This is a genomic window from Chryseobacterium scophthalmum (assembly GCF_900143185.1).
GTDB classification, from domain to species: domain Bacteria; phylum Bacteroidota; class Bacteroidia; order Flavobacteriales; family Weeksellaceae; genus Chryseobacterium; species Chryseobacterium scophthalmum.
The window spans coordinates 1,640,464-1,661,507 of sequence record NZ_FSRQ01000001.1 but is presented as its reverse complement, the minus strand read 5'-3'; the positions used below and the strand labels follow the sequence as shown (position 1 = coordinate 1,661,507).

The following is a 21,044-nucleotide window of genomic DNA, read 5'->3' as shown; positions in this document are numbered from 1 at the left end:
TTGAGAATTTTAGGAATGAATTTTATTTTTTAGCGGAAGATTCCAGTCTTGAACTTTTGGTACTTTTACTTCAAGGTAAAAGTAAATTATCAAAAAAATATTAATTGAAAAAAATGAACTTGACTACTCTTGATTAGTCTTTATTTTTGACCGCTCATCCCGATTTCATATATTTGTTCATTATTCAAAATATGGAGGCAACACAAGATAAAAGGCTTTTTCTCATCGATGCGTATGCGATGATTTTCAGAGGATATTATGCATTGATCAGAAGTCCGAGAATTACAAGTACAGGAATTGATACATCTGCAATTTTTGGTTTTACGAATTCTTTGATCGAATTAATTAGAAGAGAAAAACCGACTCATTTAGCGGTTGTTTTTGATGTCGGTCAGGCAAGTGTAAGAACCGATGATTTTGCAGAATACAAAGCCAACCGAAGTGAAACTCCAGAAGCGATAAAAATTGCAGTTCCTTATATTCACAGAATTTTAGAGGCGATGCACATTCCTTATTTGGGAGTAGAAGGGTATGAAGCTGATGATGTTATCGGAACGATTGCATGCAAAGCAGAAAAAGAAGGGTATACTACATTTATGGTAACTCCTGATAAAGATTTTGCCCAATTGGTGACCGATAAAATTAAAATGTATAAACCATCATCAAAAGGTGGCGAAATAGAAATTTTAGGTGTCGAAGAAGTCAATGCAAAATACGGAATCAAAGATCCTAAACAGGTAATCGATTACTTGGCAATGATGGGGGATGCGGTAGATAATATTCCCGGATTAGATGGTGTTGGTGAAAAAACAGCTATGAAATTCTTACAAGAATTTGGGAGCATTGAAAATCTTTTAGCCAATACAGATCAACTGAAAGGTAAAATTAAAGAAAAGATTGAAGCTTCTGCAGAGCGAGGTATTTTATCTAAAAAATTAGCAACCATTATTTGCGATGCACCTGTAGAATTCCATCAGGAACAATACGATCTCGAAACTCCGGATTTTGAAAAAGTAAAAATTGTTTTTGATGAAATAGAATTTACAAGATTATATGAAAACCTGTATCGTGCTTTTGCTCCTGCACAAACTGGTTTGGTAACCGGTGATGTTCAGAAAAACGAAAGCAAAGAATCTCAGGCAGAAACGCCACAACAAAAAGTAGCTAAAAATGTTGGGCAACTCGATCTTTTTGCAACCTATGAAGAGCTCGATCAGGCAACTTCCACAAAATCTACGATTACAGACAACGACCATTTGTACCAGTTTGTAGACAATCCGAAAGCGCAGAAAATTTTAGTTCAAAACTTATTACAACAAAAAGCAGTTTGTTTCGATACAGAAACGACTTCTTTAAATGAGCTAGAAGCTGAATTGGTTGGAATGAGCTTTTCTTACAAAAAAGGTTTGGCGTATTACATTCCGCTTTCTGAAGATCAGGGCGAAGTTTTGCAAACGTTAGAAATTTTCAGACCTTTCTTTGAAAAGGAAGATTTGGTAAAGATTGCTCATAATCTGAAATACGATTATAAAGTTCTTCAACAATATAATGTTACGGTGAAAGGTGCAATGTTCGACACAATGATCGCCCATTACCTTTTAAATCCGGACGGAAGACATGGGATGGATTATCTTTCTGAAGTTTATTTGAATTATAAACCCGTTTCTATTGAAACTATTATTGGTAAAAAAGGTAAAAATCAGGGGAGCTTCAGAGACGCAGATTTGCGTACGCAGACCGATTACGCCGCTGAAGATGCAGATATTACTTTTCAGTTATATGAATTGTTTGCGCCACAATTAAAGAAAGAAAATTTAGAAGAACTTTTCTTCAATATCGAAATGCCTTTAATGGAAGTTTTAGCTAAAATGGAATTGGCTGGAATTTCTTTAGATGAAAAATGGCTGGCTCAGGAAAGTATTGATCTTGAAAATGATTTAAGACAACTAGAAGCTAAAATATTTGAAATTTCGGGTGAAGAATTTAATATGAATTCACCGAGACAATTGGGAGAAGTTTTATTTGAAAAAATGCAGCTCGACCCGAAAGCTAAAAAAACAAAAACCGGACAATACGCAACTTCGGAAGATATTTTGCAAAAACTGGCTTCAAAACACGAAATTATTCAGCATATTTTAGAATACAGAACCTATCAGAAATTAAAATCAACTTATGTAGATGCTTTGCCGTCGCAAATTGATAAAGACGATAATCGTGTTCATACCAATTTCTCACAAACTACGGCTGCAACTGGTCGTTTGGCAAGTGTAAATCCGAATTTACAGAATATTCCGATCCGTACGTTGAGAGGTCAGCAAATTCGTGGAGCGTTTGTTTCGGGAGAAGGAAAGAAAATTATTTCTGCCGATTATTCTCAGATCGAATTGCGTCTGATTGCCGAAATTTCCGGTGAAGATAATATGATAAAAGCATTCCAGGATGGTGAAGATATTCACGCTTCTACGGCAGCTAAATTATTTAAAATTCCATTGGAAGAAGTTTCAAAAACGCAGAGAAGTCAGGCAAAAACCGTCAATTTTGGAATTTTATACGGTCAGGGAGCTTTTGCTTTAGCTGAACAAACTGGATTATCGAGATCAGAAGCCAAGCAAATGATAGAGGCGTATTACGAAACCTACCCGAAATTGAAAGAATACATGGCGGAGCAAGTGAAAAGAGCTCGTGATATTGGTTATGTAGAAACGATTTTGGGAAGAAAACGTCATTTAAAAGATATCAATTCAGGGAATTTTGTAGTAAGAGGTCATGCTGAAAGAAACGCTGTGAATGCTCCGGTTCAGGGAAGCGCAGCCGATGTTGTAAAAATGGCGATGATCAAAATTGATAAAGAATTGGTAGCTCAAAATCTTCAGACCAAAATGCTTCTTCAGGTACATGACGAATTGTTGTTTGAGGCACCAATCGAAGAAGTTGAAGCTGCTACAAAACTGATCAAAAAAGAAATGGAAAGCGCTATTGAAACGCAGGTGCCTTTATTGGTGGAGGTTGGAGTAGGGAAGAACTGGTTGGAAGCGCATTAACATGGGAATTAATATGACCAAGCATTTTATACAACTATTTTGTGTACTTTCTTTCTGTTTTGCTACTGCGCAGGAAAATATATATTTTGATGAAAATTGGAAAGAAACCAGTAAGGAAAATGCTAGTTTTTACAGAACCGTAAAAAGTAATAAGGGTTTATTTGAAATAAACGATTACTATATTAATGGCAATATTCAGTTTAAAGGATTTGCTTCCAATAATGTTGAACCGTTTATCTACAACGGATTGTTAACATGGTACTATATAAACGGAGGAATTGAAAGTAAGGTTAACTTTAAAGACGGAATTCAAAATGGGCTTTATGAAAAGTTTTATACTAATGGTAAATTAGATAATACGGTGATGTATCTCAATGGTAAAAGAGATGGATTGTATAGAGAATATTATGATTCTGGCGAACTTCAGGGAAAAATGACTTATGTTAATGGTAAAAAAGAAGGTAGATCTATAGAATATTATAAAGACGGAAAGGAAAAATTTGTTCGTAATTTTAAGAATGACTCTTTAGATGGGAAATTCTCGGCTTATTGGGAAAATGGAAATCTTAAAGCTGATGGATTTTATGTGAATGGTGTTTTTCAAAATAAGTATACAGAATATTTTGAAGATGGAAAAGTAGCCGCAACAAGTAATATTATTAACGGAAAAATGGATGGAGAATATCTGATCTATTTTGATGATGGTAAACTTAAAACTCTCATTACCAATAAGAATGGAGTTATGAATGGTAAATATGAAGTTTATAACAGAAGTGGAAATCTTTTTAATAAAGGAAATGCCATGAACGGTTATCAGGAAGGTGAATGCTTCGATTATTACTACGAAGGTGAGCTGAGAAAAAAATATTTCATAAAGAATAAAAATGTTGACGGCAAATATTATGAATATTTCCGTGATAAAAAGATCTCAACTGAAGGAGAATTTAAAGATGGCAAAGCATTAAAATACAATTCAATTTCTTTGAGAAAAGAAAACGGAAAAACAGTTTCAGCAGAAATGACCCTCAAAGATGGTGTGGAAAACTGGAAATTTTATAATGATAAAATTTTAGTGGTAGAAGCATTTTATAAGGATGGATTTAAATCGGGTCTGTGGAAAATTTATTCAAAAAAAACAGGTAAACTTCTACAGACGAGAGATCATAAAAACAATCAAAAGGATGGTGAGCAGTATCTTCAAACCACAAGGATTGAAAATTTTGATCCTTTTCTGTTTCTGTCAGATAGGTTTATGCTGAAGCAATCTATTTTAGATATTAATTCAAACGACGTCCTGATTAATACTATAAATGATGAAGATGTAAATGTTTTGATATCCTCATTGTAGAATTAATTTGAAAATGAAAATGATAGTATCATGTGATACTATCATTTTTAATATTCAAACTCAATTCCTCCAACATAAGTTAAAGAAAAATCATCATTTTCCATAGATTTTGGTGTTGGAATTTGTCCTTGGCTTACAAAAACCAATGAGTTGATATCAAATTTAAGATTCATCTCATTCAATCTGTTGTATAGAACGGGAAGCCACTGGTCAGCAAAAGAATATTCAGAAAAATGCTGAATACTTTGCTCAAAACCGTATTCCATTAAATCCTGATCAAACCAGATGGTGTCTTGTGATTCTGCAAATTTTGAAATATAAGTGTCATCAGATTCTTCTTCGATGTAGTAATTCTCATCTTCCTCTACAAACTGGAAAAAATCTTCTTCCGTTCTGAAATTTCCTACCCAAAAATCTAAAACCTGTGTATTCATAGTATTTATTCAAAGCTCAAAGGTAAGAATATAGTTTTTGTATTCAAAAATAATTTGATTTGTGTTATCTCAAATTTCACTTTCAATAGAAGATAAGTAAAGTTCTAAATCAGATATTTGTTCAGCAATCTCATCAGAATATTCGATTAACCAGAGGATAATTTCCCTATCATCCGAATCTCTTGCTGCATTAATTATTATATCGTCTTGGGTAGTAAGATTGAAATAAATTTGTTTAATACTATTAGTTTGATGAAGTTCATATTTGATTTTTTCTAAATCAGGGCAAGCTTTAAATTGTGTAACTTCATTAAAAAAAATAATGAGAGAATCTAAATGATTATCGAAAATCCAAAAATTAAATTTATTCATGAAAAATAATTTTTAAACCCTCAAAACACCTCTAAAAGCTCTCGCTGCATAATAAGACTCGGCTCCGTTGTGATAGACAAAAACCGTATTGTAGCGACGGTCACAAAATAAAGCGCCTCCTAATTCTCTGATGTCTTTAGGAGTTTTGATCCAGCTTGAAGTTTTCAGATCAAATTTTCCTAACGTTTGTAAATAACGGTAGTGCTCTTCAGAAAGTAGTTCTACACCCATTTCTTTGGCAGCTGTGATGACATCATTTTGTGGCTTATGTTCTTTTCTGCCATCCAAAGCTTCACGGTCGTAGCAAAAGCTTCTTCTGCCTTTTGGACTTTCAGCTGAACAGTCGAAGAAAATATATTCATCAGTTTTTTCATCATAATCTACAATATCGGGTTCTCCACCTGAGTTTTCCATCTGATAAAGTGACCACAATTTTGATGGATTTGAATTTAATTTCGCCTCAATTTTTGTCCACTCCAGATTTTCATGACGGCTTTTGTTTTTCTCAAAACGTTGTTGCAGAATATCAAGAAGTTCTATGGTTTCTTTTTCGGATAATTGTTTTTTTTGTGGCATTTTCTTAAGTTTTTTTAGGTTTAAAGCTAGGGAAACTCGATCAGTTTGTCATTTGGTAAATCATATTCATAGATTATATCAGTTTCAGGATCAATATAAAGCCATTGAAAAGGGCTTACTTTATGCTCAAATTCTACATAAATTCCCAAGACATAATAATCTTTCTCATTCTTCTTTTGCTTTTCAACAGAATATCCGAGTTGCTCTTTATTTTTGAGAGAAATTTTTATCAAATCTTTCTTTGAATTGGCAATGTAATATTCTGCAAGTTTATATAAATGATCTAGATAAGTACTGGAAATTTCATTTTCTTTTGAGTAATGATACTTGATGGGTTGATTATATTCTTTTCTGAATTTTGAAACTTTTCCGTCTTTGATTTTTTTTGCTGAAACAATCCATTCTGCATTTTGAGGAGTTCCTCCGTCTCCGGCGATGTAGATCGAATCATTTTTATATTCAATGGCAATTAAGTCACCTCTCAGAAAACTGCGGTCGTTATTTTGATCATTGATATAGCTGATTTCTTCCTTTCCTTTTTTACCGTTGAGCTGCGAATAATCAAAATCGTCATTATAGGAAATAAATTCGATGGTGTCTCGTTGTAAAGAATCTTTTTCTACGGCAATTTGCTGAATTTCTTTTTTTCGTACCGCCTTTTTATCTTTATTTTTTTCCGGACCGGGACTGCACGAAATACAATAGATTAAGAGTGAAAACGCAACAATTTTCTTCATATTATTTTGACTTGGATCTCAAAAATAATAAAATTTTTTATGTACATGACATTTTTTTTAACCGCAAAAGAATCAAAAGAAATGATTAAAAACAGGAATTCAAAAGTTTACAAAATGTAAAAATCTTAGTTATTAATGGTTTTGTAAGCTTTTGATACACTTAAGTCTAGTAAAATCTTTTGACTCTTTTGCGGTAAAATATTTTTTATCATGTACTCAATAACATTTAACTTAATCTGATTTGACAATTTCAAGATATCCTTTTTCCATTTTCACTTTCTGAAATAGTTTTTTCTAATCGTGAAATCTGCGTTTTCTCTTGTTTGGCACTCATAATCCAGTGAATCATTACCTTTTTGTAAGAAGGAGCTTGTTTTTCAAAAAAATCCCACGCTTTTTTATTGGCTTTAAACTGTTTTTCGTATTCTGATGTAAGTTTTGCAGGTTCTTTTTCGTGAGAATAAATCCCGGATTTTTCTTCTTTTCTAAGCTTGAATGCTGCCAAACCAGCTTCCTTCATCAACCCTGCTTTGGTAAGCTCTTCTATTTTTTTAATATTCACAACGCTCCAAATACTTGTCGGTTTTCTTGGTGTAAAACGGATGCTGTAACTTTCTTCATCAATCGATCTTCTTACGCCGTCAATCCAGCCAAAACACAAAGCCTGATCTACAGATTCAGACCATGTTATTGATGGCTTTTTGGTTCCGACTTTATAGAAACCGACCAGTAATTCTTGTTCGATTTTATGGTTTTTATCGAGCCAGTTTCTGAAATCTTGGGGTGTTGGAAAGAAGGTTGCAGACATTTATTGAATTTAAAATTTAGATAAAATTTTTCTACAGGTTATAATCTTTAATTTTTTCTCCCAATCGATTTTCGAGGTACTCATTTCCTCCACTAAGTTCGTTGAGAATAGTTAAAGCTTCTTCTTTATATTTTTTGATTTTTTCTACTGACCAAAAATGTGGAGGACGCTGTAAATTGGTAATTCTGTCTGCCAATTTTACAGCCCATACTTCTTTAGATTGTTGTTTGATTCTTTGTAGGCTGTCCATCATTTTGTCTTCTTTTGGAAGATTGTTTTTTTTAGTTAAAGCTAGAACACCTATTGCAACTGTTTTCCCAAATTCATTTTCAAGTTCATCAAAAGTAACTTCGGTATCTTCCAAAATATCATGTAATAAAGAAACTTGAATTGCGAGCTCAATATTGAAGTTTTTTGTTTTCTCAGCCGCAATAAAAATCTCCATTGCGACATTACTGAGATGAACAATATATGGAAGATTGGTTCCTGGAATTGTCTGATTAGAGTCAGTGTGTTTTTGAGCTGCGAATTTTATCGTTCTTTGATAGATATCCTGAATATTCATAATTTTTTTCTTGTTTTAATTACTTGGAATCATCTGAATTCATTTCATGGTAATAAAGAGATGAAAAATAGATTATTTTTTTCTAAAAACGTAATTATTTCAAAGGATATTTTATCGCTTTATTAAGCTCAATAGGATTATTATTTTGGCGGATATATTCCTGCTCTTCTCGGATTAAAGGTACTAATTCTTCAGGTTTACTATAACGTTTTCCTCCGTCTTCATAGCTTTTTATTGTTCCGTTTTTCATTTCTGCTCTTATTTCCTGCAAAGGATCATTATAATATTCAAGAGATTTTTTCAGATATATTTTCTCGCTTATCGGAAGTGGTTTGTTTCCATAGCGAACTTCCAAAAAGTTTGATGTATCGTATGTCTTTTCTAATTTTTTACTTTTAATAAGACTAAAACTATATTGGTTGTGATCGTCTTCCAACAAAACGATGAGACCCGGTAATCCTGTGAATTTATAAGGACCTTCTGAAAGCGGGATATCTTTTGTAAACCAAGCCGTCCATTTTCTGCCACCAAAATTTGTAGTTGCTTGCTGAAGATTAAAGTGCAAATATTTTTTAGTTTTATCAGACAATTTCCATTGTATCAAATCTTCGGTAGGATAAGAATAAAGCTGATCGTCTATAAAAGTGTAATTGATGTTTTTATTTGAATTTTTCTTTCTGGTTATAGGAATTTGACTTGTCCAGTTCGTAAGCTGGGAATGATTTGCTTTATTGATGGAATCTTTTTCCAAAAAAGTATTATCATAATATTTTGTTTCATTAGGATTAACATCCAAAACCATAAAAACTTTCTGATGTTCAGTTTGGGTAGAGTCTTCTTTAAACTTTACCTCGTAGAAAAAGCGGTTGGTTTGTGCAGTACTCAGACTGAAAAATAATACAAGTAGAAATAAGCAACTTTTCATATCAATTTACAATTAAGTTTCTAAGATAATAATTTTCCCCATAATAGGATTTAAATTTGTTTTTTATGTTTAAATATTGGTTTGTATACCTGTATTAAGAATTAAAAAATAATAATTTTTAAATTGAAATTATCGTTATTAAATTAAATGATTTCTCAGCAGATTAGATTTTTAAAGTTTATACAAATCATAATCATAGATTTAATATAATCAATTGTGGTAGCTCTTATTTTTTGATTGCGTAAATTTGTAAGATGTTCTAAAATTTTAGAGCTTGTAAAATGAAAATATGACTGACAAAAAGTACGCAGAAACTCATCATACCGACAAAAATAACTACGATTATATTACCATTACCAACGACGAAAATAAAGTAAGAATTTATACACTCAAAAATGGTTTAAAAGTTTTTCTTGCCCAAAATTTCGATGCACCGAGAATACAGACTTTTATTCCGGTGAGAACGGGAAGTAACAATGATCCTTCTGATAATACCGGTTTGGCGCATTATTTAGAGCATATGATGTTTAAAGGAACATCAAAAATTGGAACTCATAACTGGGAAAAAGAAAAGGTTTTAATTGAAAAGATCTCAGATCTATACGAAGAACATAAAGCTGAACAAAATCCTGAGCTGAAAAAAGAAATTTATAAAAAGATCGACGAAATTTCTCAGGAAGCAAGTCAATATGCGATTGCCAATGAATATGATAAGGCGATTTCTTCTTTAGGAGCAAGCGGAACCAATGCACATACCTGGTTTGACGAAACAGTTTACAAAAATAATATTCCCAATAATGAGCTTGAAAAATGGCTTAAAGTGGAGAAAGAACGTTTTTCGGAAATTGTTTTGAGACTTTTCCACACCGAACTGGAATCTGTTTATGAAGAATTCAACCGCGCACAGGATAACGATTCCCGATTGGTGAATTATGAATTGATGGATGCGCTTTTCCCGACTCATCAAAACGGACAACAAACCACTTTAGGAAATCCGGAACATCTGAAAAATCCTTCTATGAAGGCGATTCATAAATATTTTGATGAATATTATGTTCCCAATAATTATGCAATCGTTTTGGTTGGAGATTTAGATTTCGAAAAAACTGTTGTGTTAGTTGACGAATATTTTGGTCAAATTCCGTACAAAGAATTGCCAAAGAAAGATTTAATTATAGAAAAACCACTGACTGGAATTGTTGAAAGAACGGTAAAAAGCCCGACAACACCAAGGCTTCAGTTAGCCTGGAGAACCGACAGTTACGGAACCAAAGAAGCGATGCTTGCCGATATTACAGCTAATATTTTGAGCAACAGGGGAGAAGCAGGTTTGCTGGATCTGAATATCAATCAGACTCAAAAAATGCTTTGGGCTCAAGCGTATTCTTTAGGTTTAAAACAGTACGGATATTTTTCTTTGGTTGCGGTTCCTAAAGAAAATCAGACTTTATCTGAAGCTAAAGAAATGATGTTGGAGCAGATCGAGTTATTGAAAAAAGGAGATTTTCCAGATTGGATGCTTCCTGCCATCATCAATGATTTTAAACTGCAAAGATTAAAAGGTCTTGAAACTGCAGAAGGTCTTGCTACAAACCTTTATGACACGTACATTAAAGGTAGAACCTGGGAAGAAGAACTGAGCGAGATGGATGAATATGCTTCTTTTACAAAACAGGATATTATCGATTTTGCGAATGCATTTTTCAAAGATAATTATGTGATCATCAACAAAGAAAAAGGGATTAATGACCAGCTTTTAAGAGTTGATAATCCGGGAATTACACCGATTAAAATCAATCGTGAAGCACAGTCAGAGTTTTTGAAAGAAATTTTAGCCGATAAAACGGAAGATATTCAGCCTGAATTTATTAATTATCAGGAAGAAATTAAAACCGATTCAGTTCAGGGTAAAAAAATAAGTTTCGTTAAAAACAAATACAACGAAATTGCTCAGGTGCATTTTATTTTTCCTTTCGGAAGTGATCATTATAGAGATTTGGCTATTTCTACGCAGGTTTTACAGTATTTGGGAACAGAAAAATTTTCACCAGAAGATTTAAAGAAAGAATTCTTCAAAATCGGAATCAGCAATGATTTTAAAACACATTCAGATCAGCTTACCATTTCTTTAAGCGGATTAGAATCTAATCTCGAAAAAGGGATTTCATTATTGCAGCACTGGATGTATAACGCAAAACCTGATCAGGAAATTTACAATCAGTTTGTAGAAACCATTCTTGAGAACCGTGAAGCAATAAAAAAAGATAAGAACCGCATCATGACGGCGTTGACAACTTATACAAAACTTGGAGAAAATTCAAGATTTTTAGATGTCATTTCAAAAGATGAGCTTGAAGGGGCAAAAGTGGAAGAGTTTACCGACCGCATGAAAAATCTGTTTAGTTTCCCGTACCAGATTTTCTTTTATGGAAAAGATTTTGAAGGCTTTAAAAATTATATTCCAAATTATATTTCGAGTGAAGATTTTACGGTTTCCGAACCAAGAAAATATCCCGAACAGGAAACTTCAGGAAAAGTGTATTTCACCAATTACGATATGGTTCAGATGGAAATGAGTAAGATTGGGAAAAGCAACAACGTAAATCCTGAAAATTTTGGAAAGATCAACGTTTTCAATGAATATTTCGGTCGTGGTTTATCATCAATTGTATTCCAGGAAATTCGCGAAAGCAAGAGTTTAGCTTATTCTGCGTATGTTTCTTATTCGCCAAATTCAGAGCTGAATCATCCTGATTATATTACGACATACATCGGAACTCAGCCTGATAAATTACAGATCGCTGTTGATACAATGATGGATTTGATGGATAAGTTGCCCGAAGTTCCGGTTCAGTTTGAGAATGCTAAAAATTCTGCTTTAAAACAGATCGCATCAACCAGAATTACAAGAACGAATATTTTCTTTAATACGTTGAGGTTGAAAAAACTGGGGATTGACTATGATTTCAGAAAAGATATTTACAATCAAATTGAAAGTTTAAATTTTGAAGAAATTAAGCAGTTTTATCAGACTGAAATAAAACCGATCCAGTTCAATACAGCGATTATCGGGAAAAAAGAAAACCTGAATTTGGAAGCGGTAGAGCAAATGGGAACTTTTGAAGAAGTTGGTTTAAAAGAAATTTTTGGATATTAAAAAATATTCTAAAAAGATAAAACTAAAACAGGCTGTTTCAATAATATGAAACAGCTTGTTTTTTGTTGTGAAAAATTTTCAGATTACATAGAAATTTCCACATAGTTTCCCTCGGGATCCAGAACAACGCTTTCGTAATAACCATCACCGGTGGTTCGAGGTTCGCTTTCGATGGTATAATTATCTGCACGCAATCTTTCTGTTAAATCATTTACAGCTTCTTTACTCCCGACGGAAATAGCGAAATGAGCAATTCCTTTCATAAATCCTCTTTTATCAGGCTCTTGAACGATATCTTGTCTATTCATTAATTCAATTCGTGTTTTATCTTCGCCAAAGTCTAAAAAATAAGACGTAAAACCTTTCTTGGAATTAGTATATTTTTCGTTTGACGTTACATTAAAATAGTTCAGATAGAACTCACGCATTTTCTCTAGATCGTCTACCCAAATAGCTAAATGGTCAATTTTCATACGTTTATATTTTAAAATTTAATTGATTTATATTGATAAGAAAGTATAATAATTAAGATTCCGAAAGAGGATGCGGCTAATAATGCAATTCTAAGATCTGTTATTTCTGAAAGCAAACCAATTAACGGTGGCCCGATCATAAAACCCAGAAAACTGATGGAAGAAACTGCTGTAATAGCGATGCTTGCAGACATTGTCTTTAATCTTCCTGCTGCACTGTAACAGATGGGAACGATAGAAGAAACACCTAATCCTATCAACAGAAAGCCGAAAGTTGAGATAATTAATCCCGGTGCAATCGTAGCTAATAATAATCCTGATGTGATTAATATTCCGCAAAACCTTAAGACAACGGAAGCCTGATAACGGTTTACAAATCGATCGGCAACAAAACGTCCAAATGTCATTGCACCCATACTTGCGATGTATCCCATTCTTACGAAAGTTTCGTCAGGTTTTATAATTGTGGAGAAATAAACACTGCTCCAATCGAACATTGTTCCTTCGCAGAACATACTTCCAAATCCTATCAATCCTAAAATAATAATTGCTGAATCTAGTTTGAATGCTTTTTTAGACGTTTTAGCATCTGAATTTTCTTTAATATCCTGAGCTAATAAACCACGACTGAATATAATGATTCCAATAACTCCGAGGATCAAAATAATAATTAAATGAGTGAAAATAGAAAATTTTGTTTCTGCAAAAACAGCACCTAATATTCCGCCTGTTAATCCACCAAGACTCCATAATCCGTGAAAAGAAGACATGATGTTTCGCTTGTACAGCGCTTCTAAACTGACAGCTTGTGTGTTTACAGCAATATTGGCCATATTCGAAGTGATACCGAAGAGAAATAATACTAAAAACAATTGAATAAAACTATTTGCTTGAGGAATAAATGTGAGTGCAATCGCATATAAAGTCATTGCAATTATCAGAATAATTCTGCTTCCGAATTTGTTGACCAAATAACCGGAAACTACCATCATCATAAGTTGTCCTAAAGGCATCGCAAATAATACCTGACCCAATTGACCGTCGTTTAAATTAAGGGAAGATTTGATATCTGGAATTCTGCTTGCCCAACTGGCAAATATCAATCCCATGATAAAATAAAAATAAAAAATACTGAGACGTATTTGCGGTAATTTCTGTTGAGCCATGTTTGTTTTTAAAATTATGCTGCAAAGCTAGTGACAGATTAACGAAAGCAAAATGACGAACGTCATTTTCGTGTTGATTCGATTAAAATTAATAATTTTAAACCCTGATTTTTTTATAATGAATGTAATTAAAGCCCTCCTCGAAAAATATAATGTGCCACTTTCTGAGGAATTAATGTTGAAGTTTGAATCGATATTGATACGAAAGGAGTATCAAAAGGATGAAATAATTTTAGAAGAAGGTACAATCAGCCGTTATCTCTATATTGTAGAAAAAGGGTTGGTTCGTCAGTTTTATTATAAAGATGGGCGAGATATTACAGAACATTTTTCCTGTGAAGGCAATATTGCAACCTGCCTCGAAAGTGTATTTTTACAACAACCTACCCGTTTGTTGATTGAAGCTTTGGAGCCGTCTACATTATTTCTTCTGGATTACGATAAATGGAAAAAACTTTGTGATGAATTTCCTGAAATGAATCAGTTATACAGAGCTGCAATAGAATACATGCTTATTGTTTCTCAACAAAAAGCAGATTCCTGGCGTTTTGAAAACTCAAGAGAACGGTATGACAGGTTTTGTAAAGAACTTCCTTCTGTTTCCAGACGTGCTTCTGTAGCGCACATTGCTTCTTATCTGTTGATGTCACCCGAAACTTTAAGCCGTGTAAGAGCGGGAGTTTTGTAATGTAAAATTGTTTAAATTTTTATTTAACCGCAAAAGTGGCAAAAGATTTAAATCTTTCTGTTTAAAGTTGAGAAAAGCACACAAAACCTTTAAAAATCTTTGATTTTTTATTCTTTTGAGCTTGATTATCTAATAATAACTTTATAATTGTCTTTGTATCTTTTGTGGTTAAATTTAAAATTAGTTTAAAGAGACTTAATATAAAACGAAAACCCTTGAAATTGCTTCAAGGGTTTTATATTGAATTTTATCTTTTAGATTTAGATAAAACAAGTATTATTTTACAACTTTCATCTCGTCAATCAGCCATTTTGAATCGGCAAATTTATCGATAATGAAAAGAATATATTTTGTGTCAACCATGATGTTTCTGCTGAAACGTGGGTCGTAATTGATGTCACTCATTGTTCCTTCCCACTGTCTGTCGAAATTCAATCCAACAAGATTTCCGTGTGCATCCAAAGCCGGACTTCCGGAATTTCCACCTGTTGTATGGTTGGTTGCTGTAAATCCTACAGGAACATCACCACTTTTATCTTTGTAGTTTCCGTAATCTTTTTTGTTGTAAAGATCGATCAGCTTTTGAGGAACATCAAATTCATAATCTCCAGGAATGTATTTTTCCATAACTCCTGCCAAATGCGTTTGGTAATCATAAGTTACCGCATCTTTTGGAGTAGATCCTTTTACTTTTCCGTAAGTTACACGAAGCGTAGAATTGGCATCAGGGAAGAATTTTCTATCTTTATCTGTAGCCATTTGCTGTGCCATATATTTTTTCTGCAACGCATCAATCTTAGTTTGTAAACTTGTAAATTGCGGATCTGCAGTTTTCATATAAGTATCTTTAATACTCATAAATAACTGATAAACGGCATCTTTTTTAATCGTTTTAATCAACTTATCCTGATTAGAAAATGCTTTTTCAATATCTCCGTTAAGAGCAGCACCATTCACCTGGCTTCTTCCCGTGATGACAGAGTTTTTTGATAATTCTTCAAAACCTGTGATGTTTTGAGCTTCATTTTTATATTTATCAAAACCAGCCGGTAAAAACTGTGCATCGGTTTTGTTAGCGTACAATGCCAAAAGTTTAGCAGTAACTTTAGAATCAAGTTCAGCGCTGTAATCTTTGTAGAAAGAAGTCAGTTTGTTTTTAAAAGCAGCTGTTCCTTTTTCATCCATTCTTCCCGCTTCCACAGAAGTAATGTAGTTTGAATACATATTTGCCAAAGCAAACGTTTCTGCATTTCTTACAACTTCACTGTAGTAAGCATTGTTTAAAGCATAAGGAGCCTGGTCGTTATACAATTTATTCAATTGGTCTAAAGTCGCTTTTACTTCATGATTTTTAGCAACCAAAGAACCTTCGTACATTACTTTCTTCTGTACTGCATTAGATTTTTTCAAACCTTCCACTTCACCGATCCATTTTTTCCAGTAGTTGGCTACAGAGGCAAATTTAGAAGCATATTTAATTCTTGTAGCATCATCACTACGCATTTTTTCGTCTAAAGTTTTCAGAGCAACGTCACGCACGGCAATTCTTGCAGGATCAATCTCTTTCATGATTTTTTCTACTGCAATCGCAGGAAGATATTCTGTAGTTCTTCCCGGAAATCCGAATACAAATGTGAAATCATTCTCTGCCTTATCTTTTATAGAAACCGGAAGATAATGTTTCGGAACGTAAGGAACGTTGTCTTTAGAATATTCTGCAGGCTTGTTGTTTTTATCAGCATAAATTCTGAACATTGAGAAATCTCCCGTATGTCTCGGCCAAACCCAGTTGTCTGTATCGCTTCCGAATTTTCCGATGCTTTGAGGAGGTGCACCAACCAGACGTACGTCTTTGTAAGTTTCGATCACGTAAGCGTAAAATTTATTGCCGTAATACATTGGTTTCACAGAAATAGACTGATAGTTTTCTATTTTCTGAGAATTTTTGTAAATCTCAATATTTTTAGCTATTTGTTTTGCAAGTTCCGGCTCCTGAAGATTATCGGTGTCTTCTAAAATCTGAGCAGAAACATCTTTAATATCAACAATAAAATCAACTGTCACTCCCGGATTTGGAAGTTCTGTACTCATATTTTTTGCCCAAAAACCGTTAGAAAGCAGGTCGTTTTGAACAGTAGAATGAGCCTGAATTTGCCCGTAACCACAGTGATGATTGGTAAGTAATAATCCTTTTGGTGAAATGATTTCGGCTGTACAACCGCCATTGAACTGCACTACAGCATCTTTGATACTTGGTTTTTGTGTATTAAAAATATCTTTTGCAGAAATTTTCATCCCAAGATCTTTCATTTCCTTTTCATTGAGTTCCGTAGGAATCCACATTCCGCCGTATTGCTGAGCAATTCCCCAAGAGAAACTGAAGAACGCAGAAGCAATAAGAATATTACGTTTTATCATTATTTAAAAATTTTGTCTAAAATACGCATTTTAATTTTTTTAAGAAAAGAAAAACCCTTCCTAAAAATAAAATTTAGGAAGGGTCTTTCGGATTATTTTTTTTAGTTAAATATTTTTTCGAATCATATTCGGAAAAAACTTTTCAATATATATAGTCTTCATGTTTTTCGAGTTTTGAAAACAAAAAAAACATCGTTTGTGTTTTGCTTTCGTTTGCAAAATAAATCAAAAAATATTGAATAAAAAATGAACATAGGTTCATAAAAGTTGTTTTCTGATACGGCTTAAAGCTTGTGGAGTTATTCCGATGTAAGATGCAATATGTTTCAAAGGAATTTCTCTTATAAAATGCGGATATGCCTTTAACAAATTATTGTAACGTTCTTCTGCACTGTGCATGAGTAATGAAATTTCACGCTGAGTTTTTCGTACATATAGATTTTCGGCAGAAATTCTTCCCAAATAATTTCCGACTTTACTTCTTTCGTAAAGCTCCTGAAGATCATCAAAATGAATTCTGTACATCACGGTTTCCTGTACCGTTTCTACGTTATAAGCACAAGGATTTCTAGTAATAAAAGAATCGTAAGCGCTACAGAACATATTTTCTGAAATCAAAGAAAATGTAATTTCTTTTGACGGCTCGGTAGGATGTACTTTATTCACAAAAAAACGGATAATTCCCTTATCAATAAAATACAGATAATCTTCTACAGTTCCTTCCCTTAAAATCATTGTTTTTTTTGGTAAAACAATCTTCTCAAATTTGTTGACGTGATACAAAGCTTCTTCGTGAGAAAGGCCTTCTATACTATTGTAAATATTCAGCAGTTTTTCCATGAAATCCTTATGGATATTAGTTTTTCGTATTGTAAAAGTAATATTTAATTTTCGTTAAACCTTAGTTTTACCCGAAGTTAAATAGTGATACTTTATAGCTTTGAATTTTGAAAAACGCTGTAAAAATAAATTGAATTAAAAATATAAATCAGGATTAGAATTTACATGAAAAAATCAGGCAGAAGATCTCTTTGTTTGTTTAAATTTTTAGGGTGTGAATTATTCAATAAAATTTGATTTTTTAATTGAAATTTTGGGATTTAAGAATAGCTTTAAAACTGAAAAGAATCAATTTTCTCATCATTCATCATCATCTGAATCAAATTTTCATGATGATTGTTTTTTCCGGTAAGAAGCCATGTTGTATTGGATGACCCTTTTGAAAACTGCTGTTTTACGACGACAAATTTTAAATGATTCGTTTTAAAAAGTTCTTCACAATAATCAAGATTTTCTCTGTTGGAAACTGCAATTTTATATTCCCGGATTTTGTGGGTATGATCAATATACGTTTGAAAATAAGTGAGTGAACTCAAAATTAACAAAACCAAAACAGTTCCTAAAAGTGATAAATAAACATATCCTGCACCGACTGCCATTCCGATGGATGCAGTTGCCCAAATTGTTGTAGCAGTAGTAATTCCGTCGATTTTATTGTCGCCTTTAAAAATAACTCCCGCTCCCAAAAAACCGATCCCGGTAATAATGTTTGCAGCCAATCGATCGGGATTTGATACCCCGATTTTAATAGAAAGAATGGTGAAAAGGCAAGACCCGAAACAAACCAATATAAAAGTTCTTAGTCCTGCAGATTTGTTTCTGTATTCTCTTTCTGCGCCGATGCAAAGACCGAGAAATACGGAAATGAAAATCAAAAGCAATTCGTTTTGAATGGAGTGGTCTCTTAGAAAGTCCATTTTTTATAGTTTAATGAAATAAAATTACAATAAAATATCAAACAAAAAGACTGCCTAAAAGACAGTCTTTAATGAGTATTTTTTTAAAATTAATTCTTAATAAATTTATGTACTGTCGTCTTATCTTTTGAGAATAATTTAATAATGTAGTTACCTTTTGAAAGTTCAGAAACATGTATAGAATTACCTTTTAAAGAAGTAGAGATCAAAATTCTTCCGTTTACATCGTAGATCTCAGCTTTTACAATTTGATTTTTCGATTGGATGTTTAAAACATCTTTCACCGGATTCGGATAAATACTAAGTTCAGTTTTATCATTGCTGATTTCTGAAGTACTTAATACGTTCTGAACCGTAGTGGTATAAGTGTTTGTAATAATCGGATGATTGTAATCAAAGTAAATTTTTGCCAAATTGCTGAAACTGTCGCCTAATGCTAAATTGGATTTTGTTTTGATTTTAAATGAAATATACCCGTCATTTGTAGCATTATCAAAAGGAAGTTGAATGTTTTCAAAAATAAATTCTACAACATTTCCTGTAATTCTCGTTACGAAATTGTGACTTGCATTAAGTGCAACCAAACTAGATACATCGTATTTTGAAATATCAATTTCATCTTTTACAACAATGTTTTGAGCATTTGCTGTTCCGGTATTTTCAAAACGAATTAAATAATGTACGTAATCTCCAACTTTTGCTTGAGTAATTGCAGTTCCCTCCAAACATGTTTTGTCGTTTGGATCAAAAGAATTTACAACGGTTTGATTTAATGTAAATGTGTTATCCGTAGGAGTTTCATCAGTCGTTCCGTTAATTTGTGCAGTATAATGAACAACATCCCCGCCGTTTAATGCAGGAGTTTGTGTAGGAGTATTTAAATTAAAAGTTAATGTAATTTCTTTAGTCTCAAATGGAAGAAGATTGGTGAAATTCCAGTTTAAAACTCCGGTAGTTTGTGAATTTGGAGAAAGTGTAGCGTTCACAAAATTCATCAGATTATCATTATAGTTAAATACTAAAGTTCCAGATTGCGTTGTTGTTCCTATATTCTTATAGACAATTTTGTACTTAGCATCAAAACCTGGTGAAGCTGGAGTTATTGGTAGGATTACAACTTCAAGATCATTGTGATTTCCGTTTGCTGTTAGGCAGAAATTTTGGGTTAAAGGACTTGTTTGTGCAGGGAAATTTGCGATAAAACTCGTTGGAGAGATATTAAAGTAAGATGGATTTTCCAGAATAGGAGTGATGGTATGAGAACCCGTATTTACCGGAATTGAATAATTTCCTGAAAGATTTGCAATAACACTTCCAAAATTGCTTCCATTGGTAATGTTGAATTTTTGGTAAGATTTATTCAAGTCGTTTGCATCACAACCATTATTGTTGCTGTCAAATTTAGTGTTTCCTTGTACTGTATAAAAAGTTCCCCCAGGAGTAAATGTGCAATATGAAGTAATTTGATAATTTGAATAAAGAGTAGCACTGCTATTAACTAAATTTTGAAATATTGCCAGCTCATCAGTATCACAGCAAACCACTAAACTCGGATTGTTGTAAATAGAACTTATATTAGTTTGCTGTATTTTACCATTTTTTATATTAAGAAAGCTCATTCCATTTCCATTTGAACTTAGATTTTCAAATAATGGATTTTGTGAAAGATCCAATGTGCTGATATTATTATCGGAACAGTTTAATCTGTATAAGAGCGGATAATTTGAAAGATTCAAACTTGTTAATAAGTTATTGTCACAAATAAGTGTTGTCAGCTGTGGGCATCCTGTCGCTGTTAAATTTGTCACATCATTAAGACCAAAATCTAAAACACGAAGATTAGACTGGTTTTGAATATTGATATTTGATAAATTGTTGTTTCTAATCTGTATAATTTCCATATTAGAATTTGTAAAATCAATATTTGAAAGTAACGAATTATTTTGCACCGAAAAGTTAAAAACATTTTGTAGGTTAGAAGCATTTAATGTTACAAGTTGACTGTTATCAATACCTAATTCATAAATCATTGGACAATTGGTAATATTTAAACTTGTCAGAGGAATACCTCCTAAAGATAAAAATTTTAAATATGGTCTGTTTTGTAAATCTAATGATGTAATCCCTATTGAATATAAACGAACATCTTTTAAAAGATTGCAATTAGTAATATTAAGAGAATTTAATTGATTATTTCCACCAATTTTTAATTCACTCAAATTCAAATTAGAATTTAGATTTATAGATGTCATATTATTACCAGATATATCTAGACTTTCTAAATTTGAAAAAGATTCTATACCAGTAAGATTTGATAATCCTCCTCCATATAACCTTAATTTGCCAACTTGTTGAGCTTCAGACACCTCTATTTCGCCATTATTATTTGTGTCAATCTTAATATTAAAATTTCCTGAACTTGTACTGGCAATACTGTTTGTTACATCTGCTGCAAGGAGTGTCGCCTTAAAATTCGCATCAGGGATATTTACAATCTGCGCATTAAATAAAGAAAATATAAAAAGGAGGAAGAAAAAGTATTTTTTTTTCATGAAATTTGGTTTTTAAATGTCAAATAT

Annotated in this window: 17 protein-coding genes; 4 read left to right on the top strand and 13 right to left on the bottom strand. The window is 32.7% G+C overall.

Translation table 11 applies throughout. The annotated features are described in order from the left end of the window. The first annotated feature begins 191 nt into the window (after positions 1–191). Entirely contained in the window at positions 192–3,041 is a 2,850-nt protein-coding gene (polA, locus tag BUR17_RS07475) for a DNA polymerase I (protein ID WP_074229684.1), read from the top strand. 1 nt (position 3,042) lies between these two features. After that, the gene (locus BUR17_RS07470) at positions 3,043–4,389 is read left to right on the top strand and encodes a toxin-antitoxin system YwqK family antitoxin (protein ID WP_074229683.1); all 1,347 of its coding nucleotides are present in this window, start codon (positions 3,043–3,045) and stop codon (positions 4,387–4,389) included. Between the two features lie 47 nt (positions 4,390–4,436). On the opposite strand, the gene BUR17_RS07465 is transcribed toward BUR17_RS07470, so the two are convergent. The 7 genes from BUR17_RS07465 to BUR17_RS07435 all read right to left on the bottom strand — a co-directional run bounded on the left by BUR17_RS07465 (position 4,437) and on the right by BUR17_RS07435 (position 8,806). Continuing rightward, the gene (locus tag BUR17_RS07465; RefSeq protein ID WP_074229682.1) at positions 4,437–4,823 is read right to left on the bottom strand and encodes an immunity 22 family protein; all 387 of its coding nucleotides are present in this window, start codon (positions 4,821–4,823) and stop codon (positions 4,437–4,439) included. A 69-nt stretch (positions 4,824–4,892) separates the two neighbouring features. Beyond that, a complete protein-coding gene (locus BUR17_RS07460; protein ID WP_074229681.1) occupies positions 4,893–5,195 on the bottom strand; it encodes a hypothetical protein in 303 nt (100 codons plus the stop codon). 12 nt (positions 5,196–5,207) lie between these two features. Continuing rightward, entirely contained in the window at positions 5,208–5,771 is a 564-nt protein-coding gene (locus tag BUR17_RS07455) for a DUF4256 domain-containing protein (RefSeq protein ID WP_074229680.1), read from the bottom strand. Between the two features lie 26 nt (positions 5,772–5,797). After that, a complete protein-coding gene (locus tag BUR17_RS07450) occupies positions 5,798–6,508 on the bottom strand; it encodes a hypothetical protein (RefSeq protein ID WP_074229679.1) in 711 nt (236 codons plus the stop codon). Between the two features lie 250 nt (positions 6,509–6,758). Further along, positions 6,759–7,316, bottom strand: a complete 558-nt coding sequence (locus BUR17_RS07445) for a YdeI/OmpD-associated family protein (RefSeq protein ID WP_074229678.1) — start codon at positions 7,314–7,316, stop codon at positions 6,759–6,761. 31 nt (positions 7,317–7,347) lie between these two features. After that, positions 7,348–7,881 (bottom strand): HD domain-containing protein, encoded by a 534-nt coding sequence (locus BUR17_RS07440; protein ID WP_074229677.1) that lies wholly within the window; start codon positions 7,879–7,881, stop codon positions 7,348–7,350. Between the two features lie 94 nt (positions 7,882–7,975). After that, positions 7,976–8,806 (bottom strand): GLPGLI family protein, encoded by an 831-nt coding sequence (locus BUR17_RS07435; RefSeq protein WP_074229676.1) that lies wholly within the window; start codon positions 8,804–8,806, stop codon positions 7,976–7,978. A 289-nt stretch (positions 8,807–9,095) separates the two neighbouring features. Here BUR17_RS07435 and BUR17_RS07430 point away from each other — a divergent pair, with 289 nt between their 5' ends. After that, entirely contained in the window at positions 9,096–11,963 is a 2,868-nt protein-coding gene (locus BUR17_RS07430; protein ID WP_074229675.1) for a M16 family metallopeptidase, read from the top strand. A gap of 83 nt (positions 11,964–12,046) precedes the next feature. Here BUR17_RS07430 and BUR17_RS07425 read toward each other — a convergent pair whose 3' ends face one another. Then, positions 12,047–12,436, bottom strand: a complete 390-nt coding sequence (locus tag BUR17_RS07425; RefSeq protein WP_074229674.1) for a VOC family protein — start codon at positions 12,434–12,436, stop codon at positions 12,047–12,049. 11 nt (positions 12,437–12,447) lie between these two features. Next, the gene (locus BUR17_RS07420) at positions 12,448–13,602 is read right to left on the bottom strand and encodes an MFS transporter (protein ID WP_074229673.1); all 1,155 of its coding nucleotides are present in this window, start codon (positions 13,600–13,602) and stop codon (positions 12,448–12,450) included. A gap of 118 nt (positions 13,603–13,720) precedes the next feature. Between BUR17_RS07420 and BUR17_RS07415 the strand changes: the two genes are divergently transcribed. Then, the gene (locus BUR17_RS07415) at positions 13,721–14,290 is read left to right on the top strand and encodes a Crp/Fnr family transcriptional regulator (RefSeq protein WP_074229672.1); all 570 of its coding nucleotides are present in this window, start codon (positions 13,721–13,723) and stop codon (positions 14,288–14,290) included. A gap of 276 nt (positions 14,291–14,566) precedes the next feature. Here the strand turns inward: BUR17_RS07415 and BUR17_RS07410 are convergent, their stop codons facing one another. From BUR17_RS07410 to BUR17_RS07395, 4 genes are all read right to left on the bottom strand, one after another. Further along, entirely contained in the window at positions 14,567–16,708 is a 2,142-nt protein-coding gene (locus tag BUR17_RS07410; RefSeq protein WP_074229671.1) for a S46 family peptidase, read from the bottom strand. 258 nt (positions 16,709–16,966) lie between these two features. Next, the gene (locus tag BUR17_RS07405; protein ID WP_074229670.1) at positions 16,967–17,548 is read right to left on the bottom strand and encodes a Crp/Fnr family transcriptional regulator; all 582 of its coding nucleotides are present in this window, start codon (positions 17,546–17,548) and stop codon (positions 16,967–16,969) included. A gap of 272 nt (positions 17,549–17,820) precedes the next feature. Beyond that, positions 17,821–18,465 (bottom strand): MgtC/SapB family protein, encoded by a 645-nt coding sequence (locus BUR17_RS07400; RefSeq protein WP_084550447.1) that lies wholly within the window; start codon positions 18,463–18,465, stop codon positions 17,821–17,823. An 89-nt stretch (positions 18,466–18,554) separates the two neighbouring features. Next, the gene (locus tag BUR17_RS07395) at positions 18,555–21,017 is read right to left on the bottom strand and encodes a DUF7619 domain-containing protein (protein WP_074229669.1); all 2,463 of its coding nucleotides are present in this window, start codon (positions 21,015–21,017) and stop codon (positions 18,555–18,557) included. Positions 21,018–21,044: the final 27 nt, after the last annotated feature.

What these genes read in the sequence shown, in the direction of transcription:
- polA (WP_074229684.1), top strand. Translation starts at nt 192, where the DNA reads ATGGAGGCAACACAAGATAAAAGGCTTTTTCTCATCGATGCGTATGCG.
- BUR17_RS07470 (WP_074229683.1), top strand. Translation starts at nt 3,043, where the DNA reads ATGGGAATTAATATGACCAAGCATTTTATACAACTATTTTGTGTACTT.
- BUR17_RS07465 (WP_074229682.1), bottom strand. Translation starts at nt 4,823, where the DNA reads ATGAATACACAGGTTTTAGATTTTTGGGTAGGAAATTTCAGAACGGAA.
- BUR17_RS07460 (WP_074229681.1), bottom strand. Translation starts at nt 5,195, where the DNA reads ATGAATAAATTTAATTTTTGGATTTTCGATAATCATTTAGATTCTCTC.
- BUR17_RS07455 (WP_074229680.1), bottom strand. Translation starts at nt 5,771, where the DNA reads ATGCCACAAAAAAAACAATTATCCGAAAAAGAAACCATAGAACTTCTT.
- BUR17_RS07450 (WP_074229679.1), bottom strand. Translation starts at nt 6,508, where the DNA reads ATGAAGAAAATTGTTGCGTTTTCACTCTTAATCTATTGTATTTCGTGC.
- BUR17_RS07445 (WP_074229678.1), bottom strand. Translation starts at nt 7,316, where the DNA reads ATGTCTGCAACCTTCTTTCCAACACCCCAAGATTTCAGAAACTGGCTC.
- BUR17_RS07440 (WP_074229677.1), bottom strand. Translation starts at nt 7,881, where the DNA reads ATGAATATTCAGGATATCTATCAAAGAACGATAAAATTCGCAGCTCAA.
- BUR17_RS07435 (WP_074229676.1), bottom strand. Translation starts at nt 8,806, where the DNA reads ATGAAAAGTTGCTTATTTCTACTTGTATTATTTTTCAGTCTGAGTACT.
- BUR17_RS07430 (WP_074229675.1), top strand. Translation starts at nt 9,096, where the DNA reads ATGACTGACAAAAAGTACGCAGAAACTCATCATACCGACAAAAATAAC.
- BUR17_RS07425 (WP_074229674.1), bottom strand. Translation starts at nt 12,436, where the DNA reads ATGAAAATTGACCATTTAGCTATTTGGGTAGACGATCTAGAGAAAATG.
- BUR17_RS07420 (WP_074229673.1), bottom strand. Translation starts at nt 13,602, where the DNA reads ATGGCTCAACAGAAATTACCGCAAATACGTCTCAGTATTTTTTATTTT.
- BUR17_RS07415 (WP_074229672.1), top strand. Translation starts at nt 13,721, where the DNA reads ATGAATGTAATTAAAGCCCTCCTCGAAAAATATAATGTGCCACTTTCT.
- BUR17_RS07410 (WP_074229671.1), bottom strand. Translation starts at nt 16,708, where the DNA reads ATGATAAAACGTAATATTCTTATTGCTTCTGCGTTCTTCAGTTTCTCT.
- BUR17_RS07405 (WP_074229670.1), bottom strand. Translation starts at nt 17,548, where the DNA reads ATGGAAAAACTGCTGAATATTTACAATAGTATAGAAGGCCTTTCTCAC.
- BUR17_RS07400 (WP_084550447.1), bottom strand. Translation starts at nt 18,465, where the DNA reads ATGGACTTTCTAAGAGACCACTCCATTCAAAACGAATTGCTTTTGATT.
- BUR17_RS07395 (WP_074229669.1), bottom strand. Translation starts at nt 21,017, where the DNA reads ATGAAAAAAAAATACTTTTTCTTCCTCCTTTTTATATTTTCTTTATTT.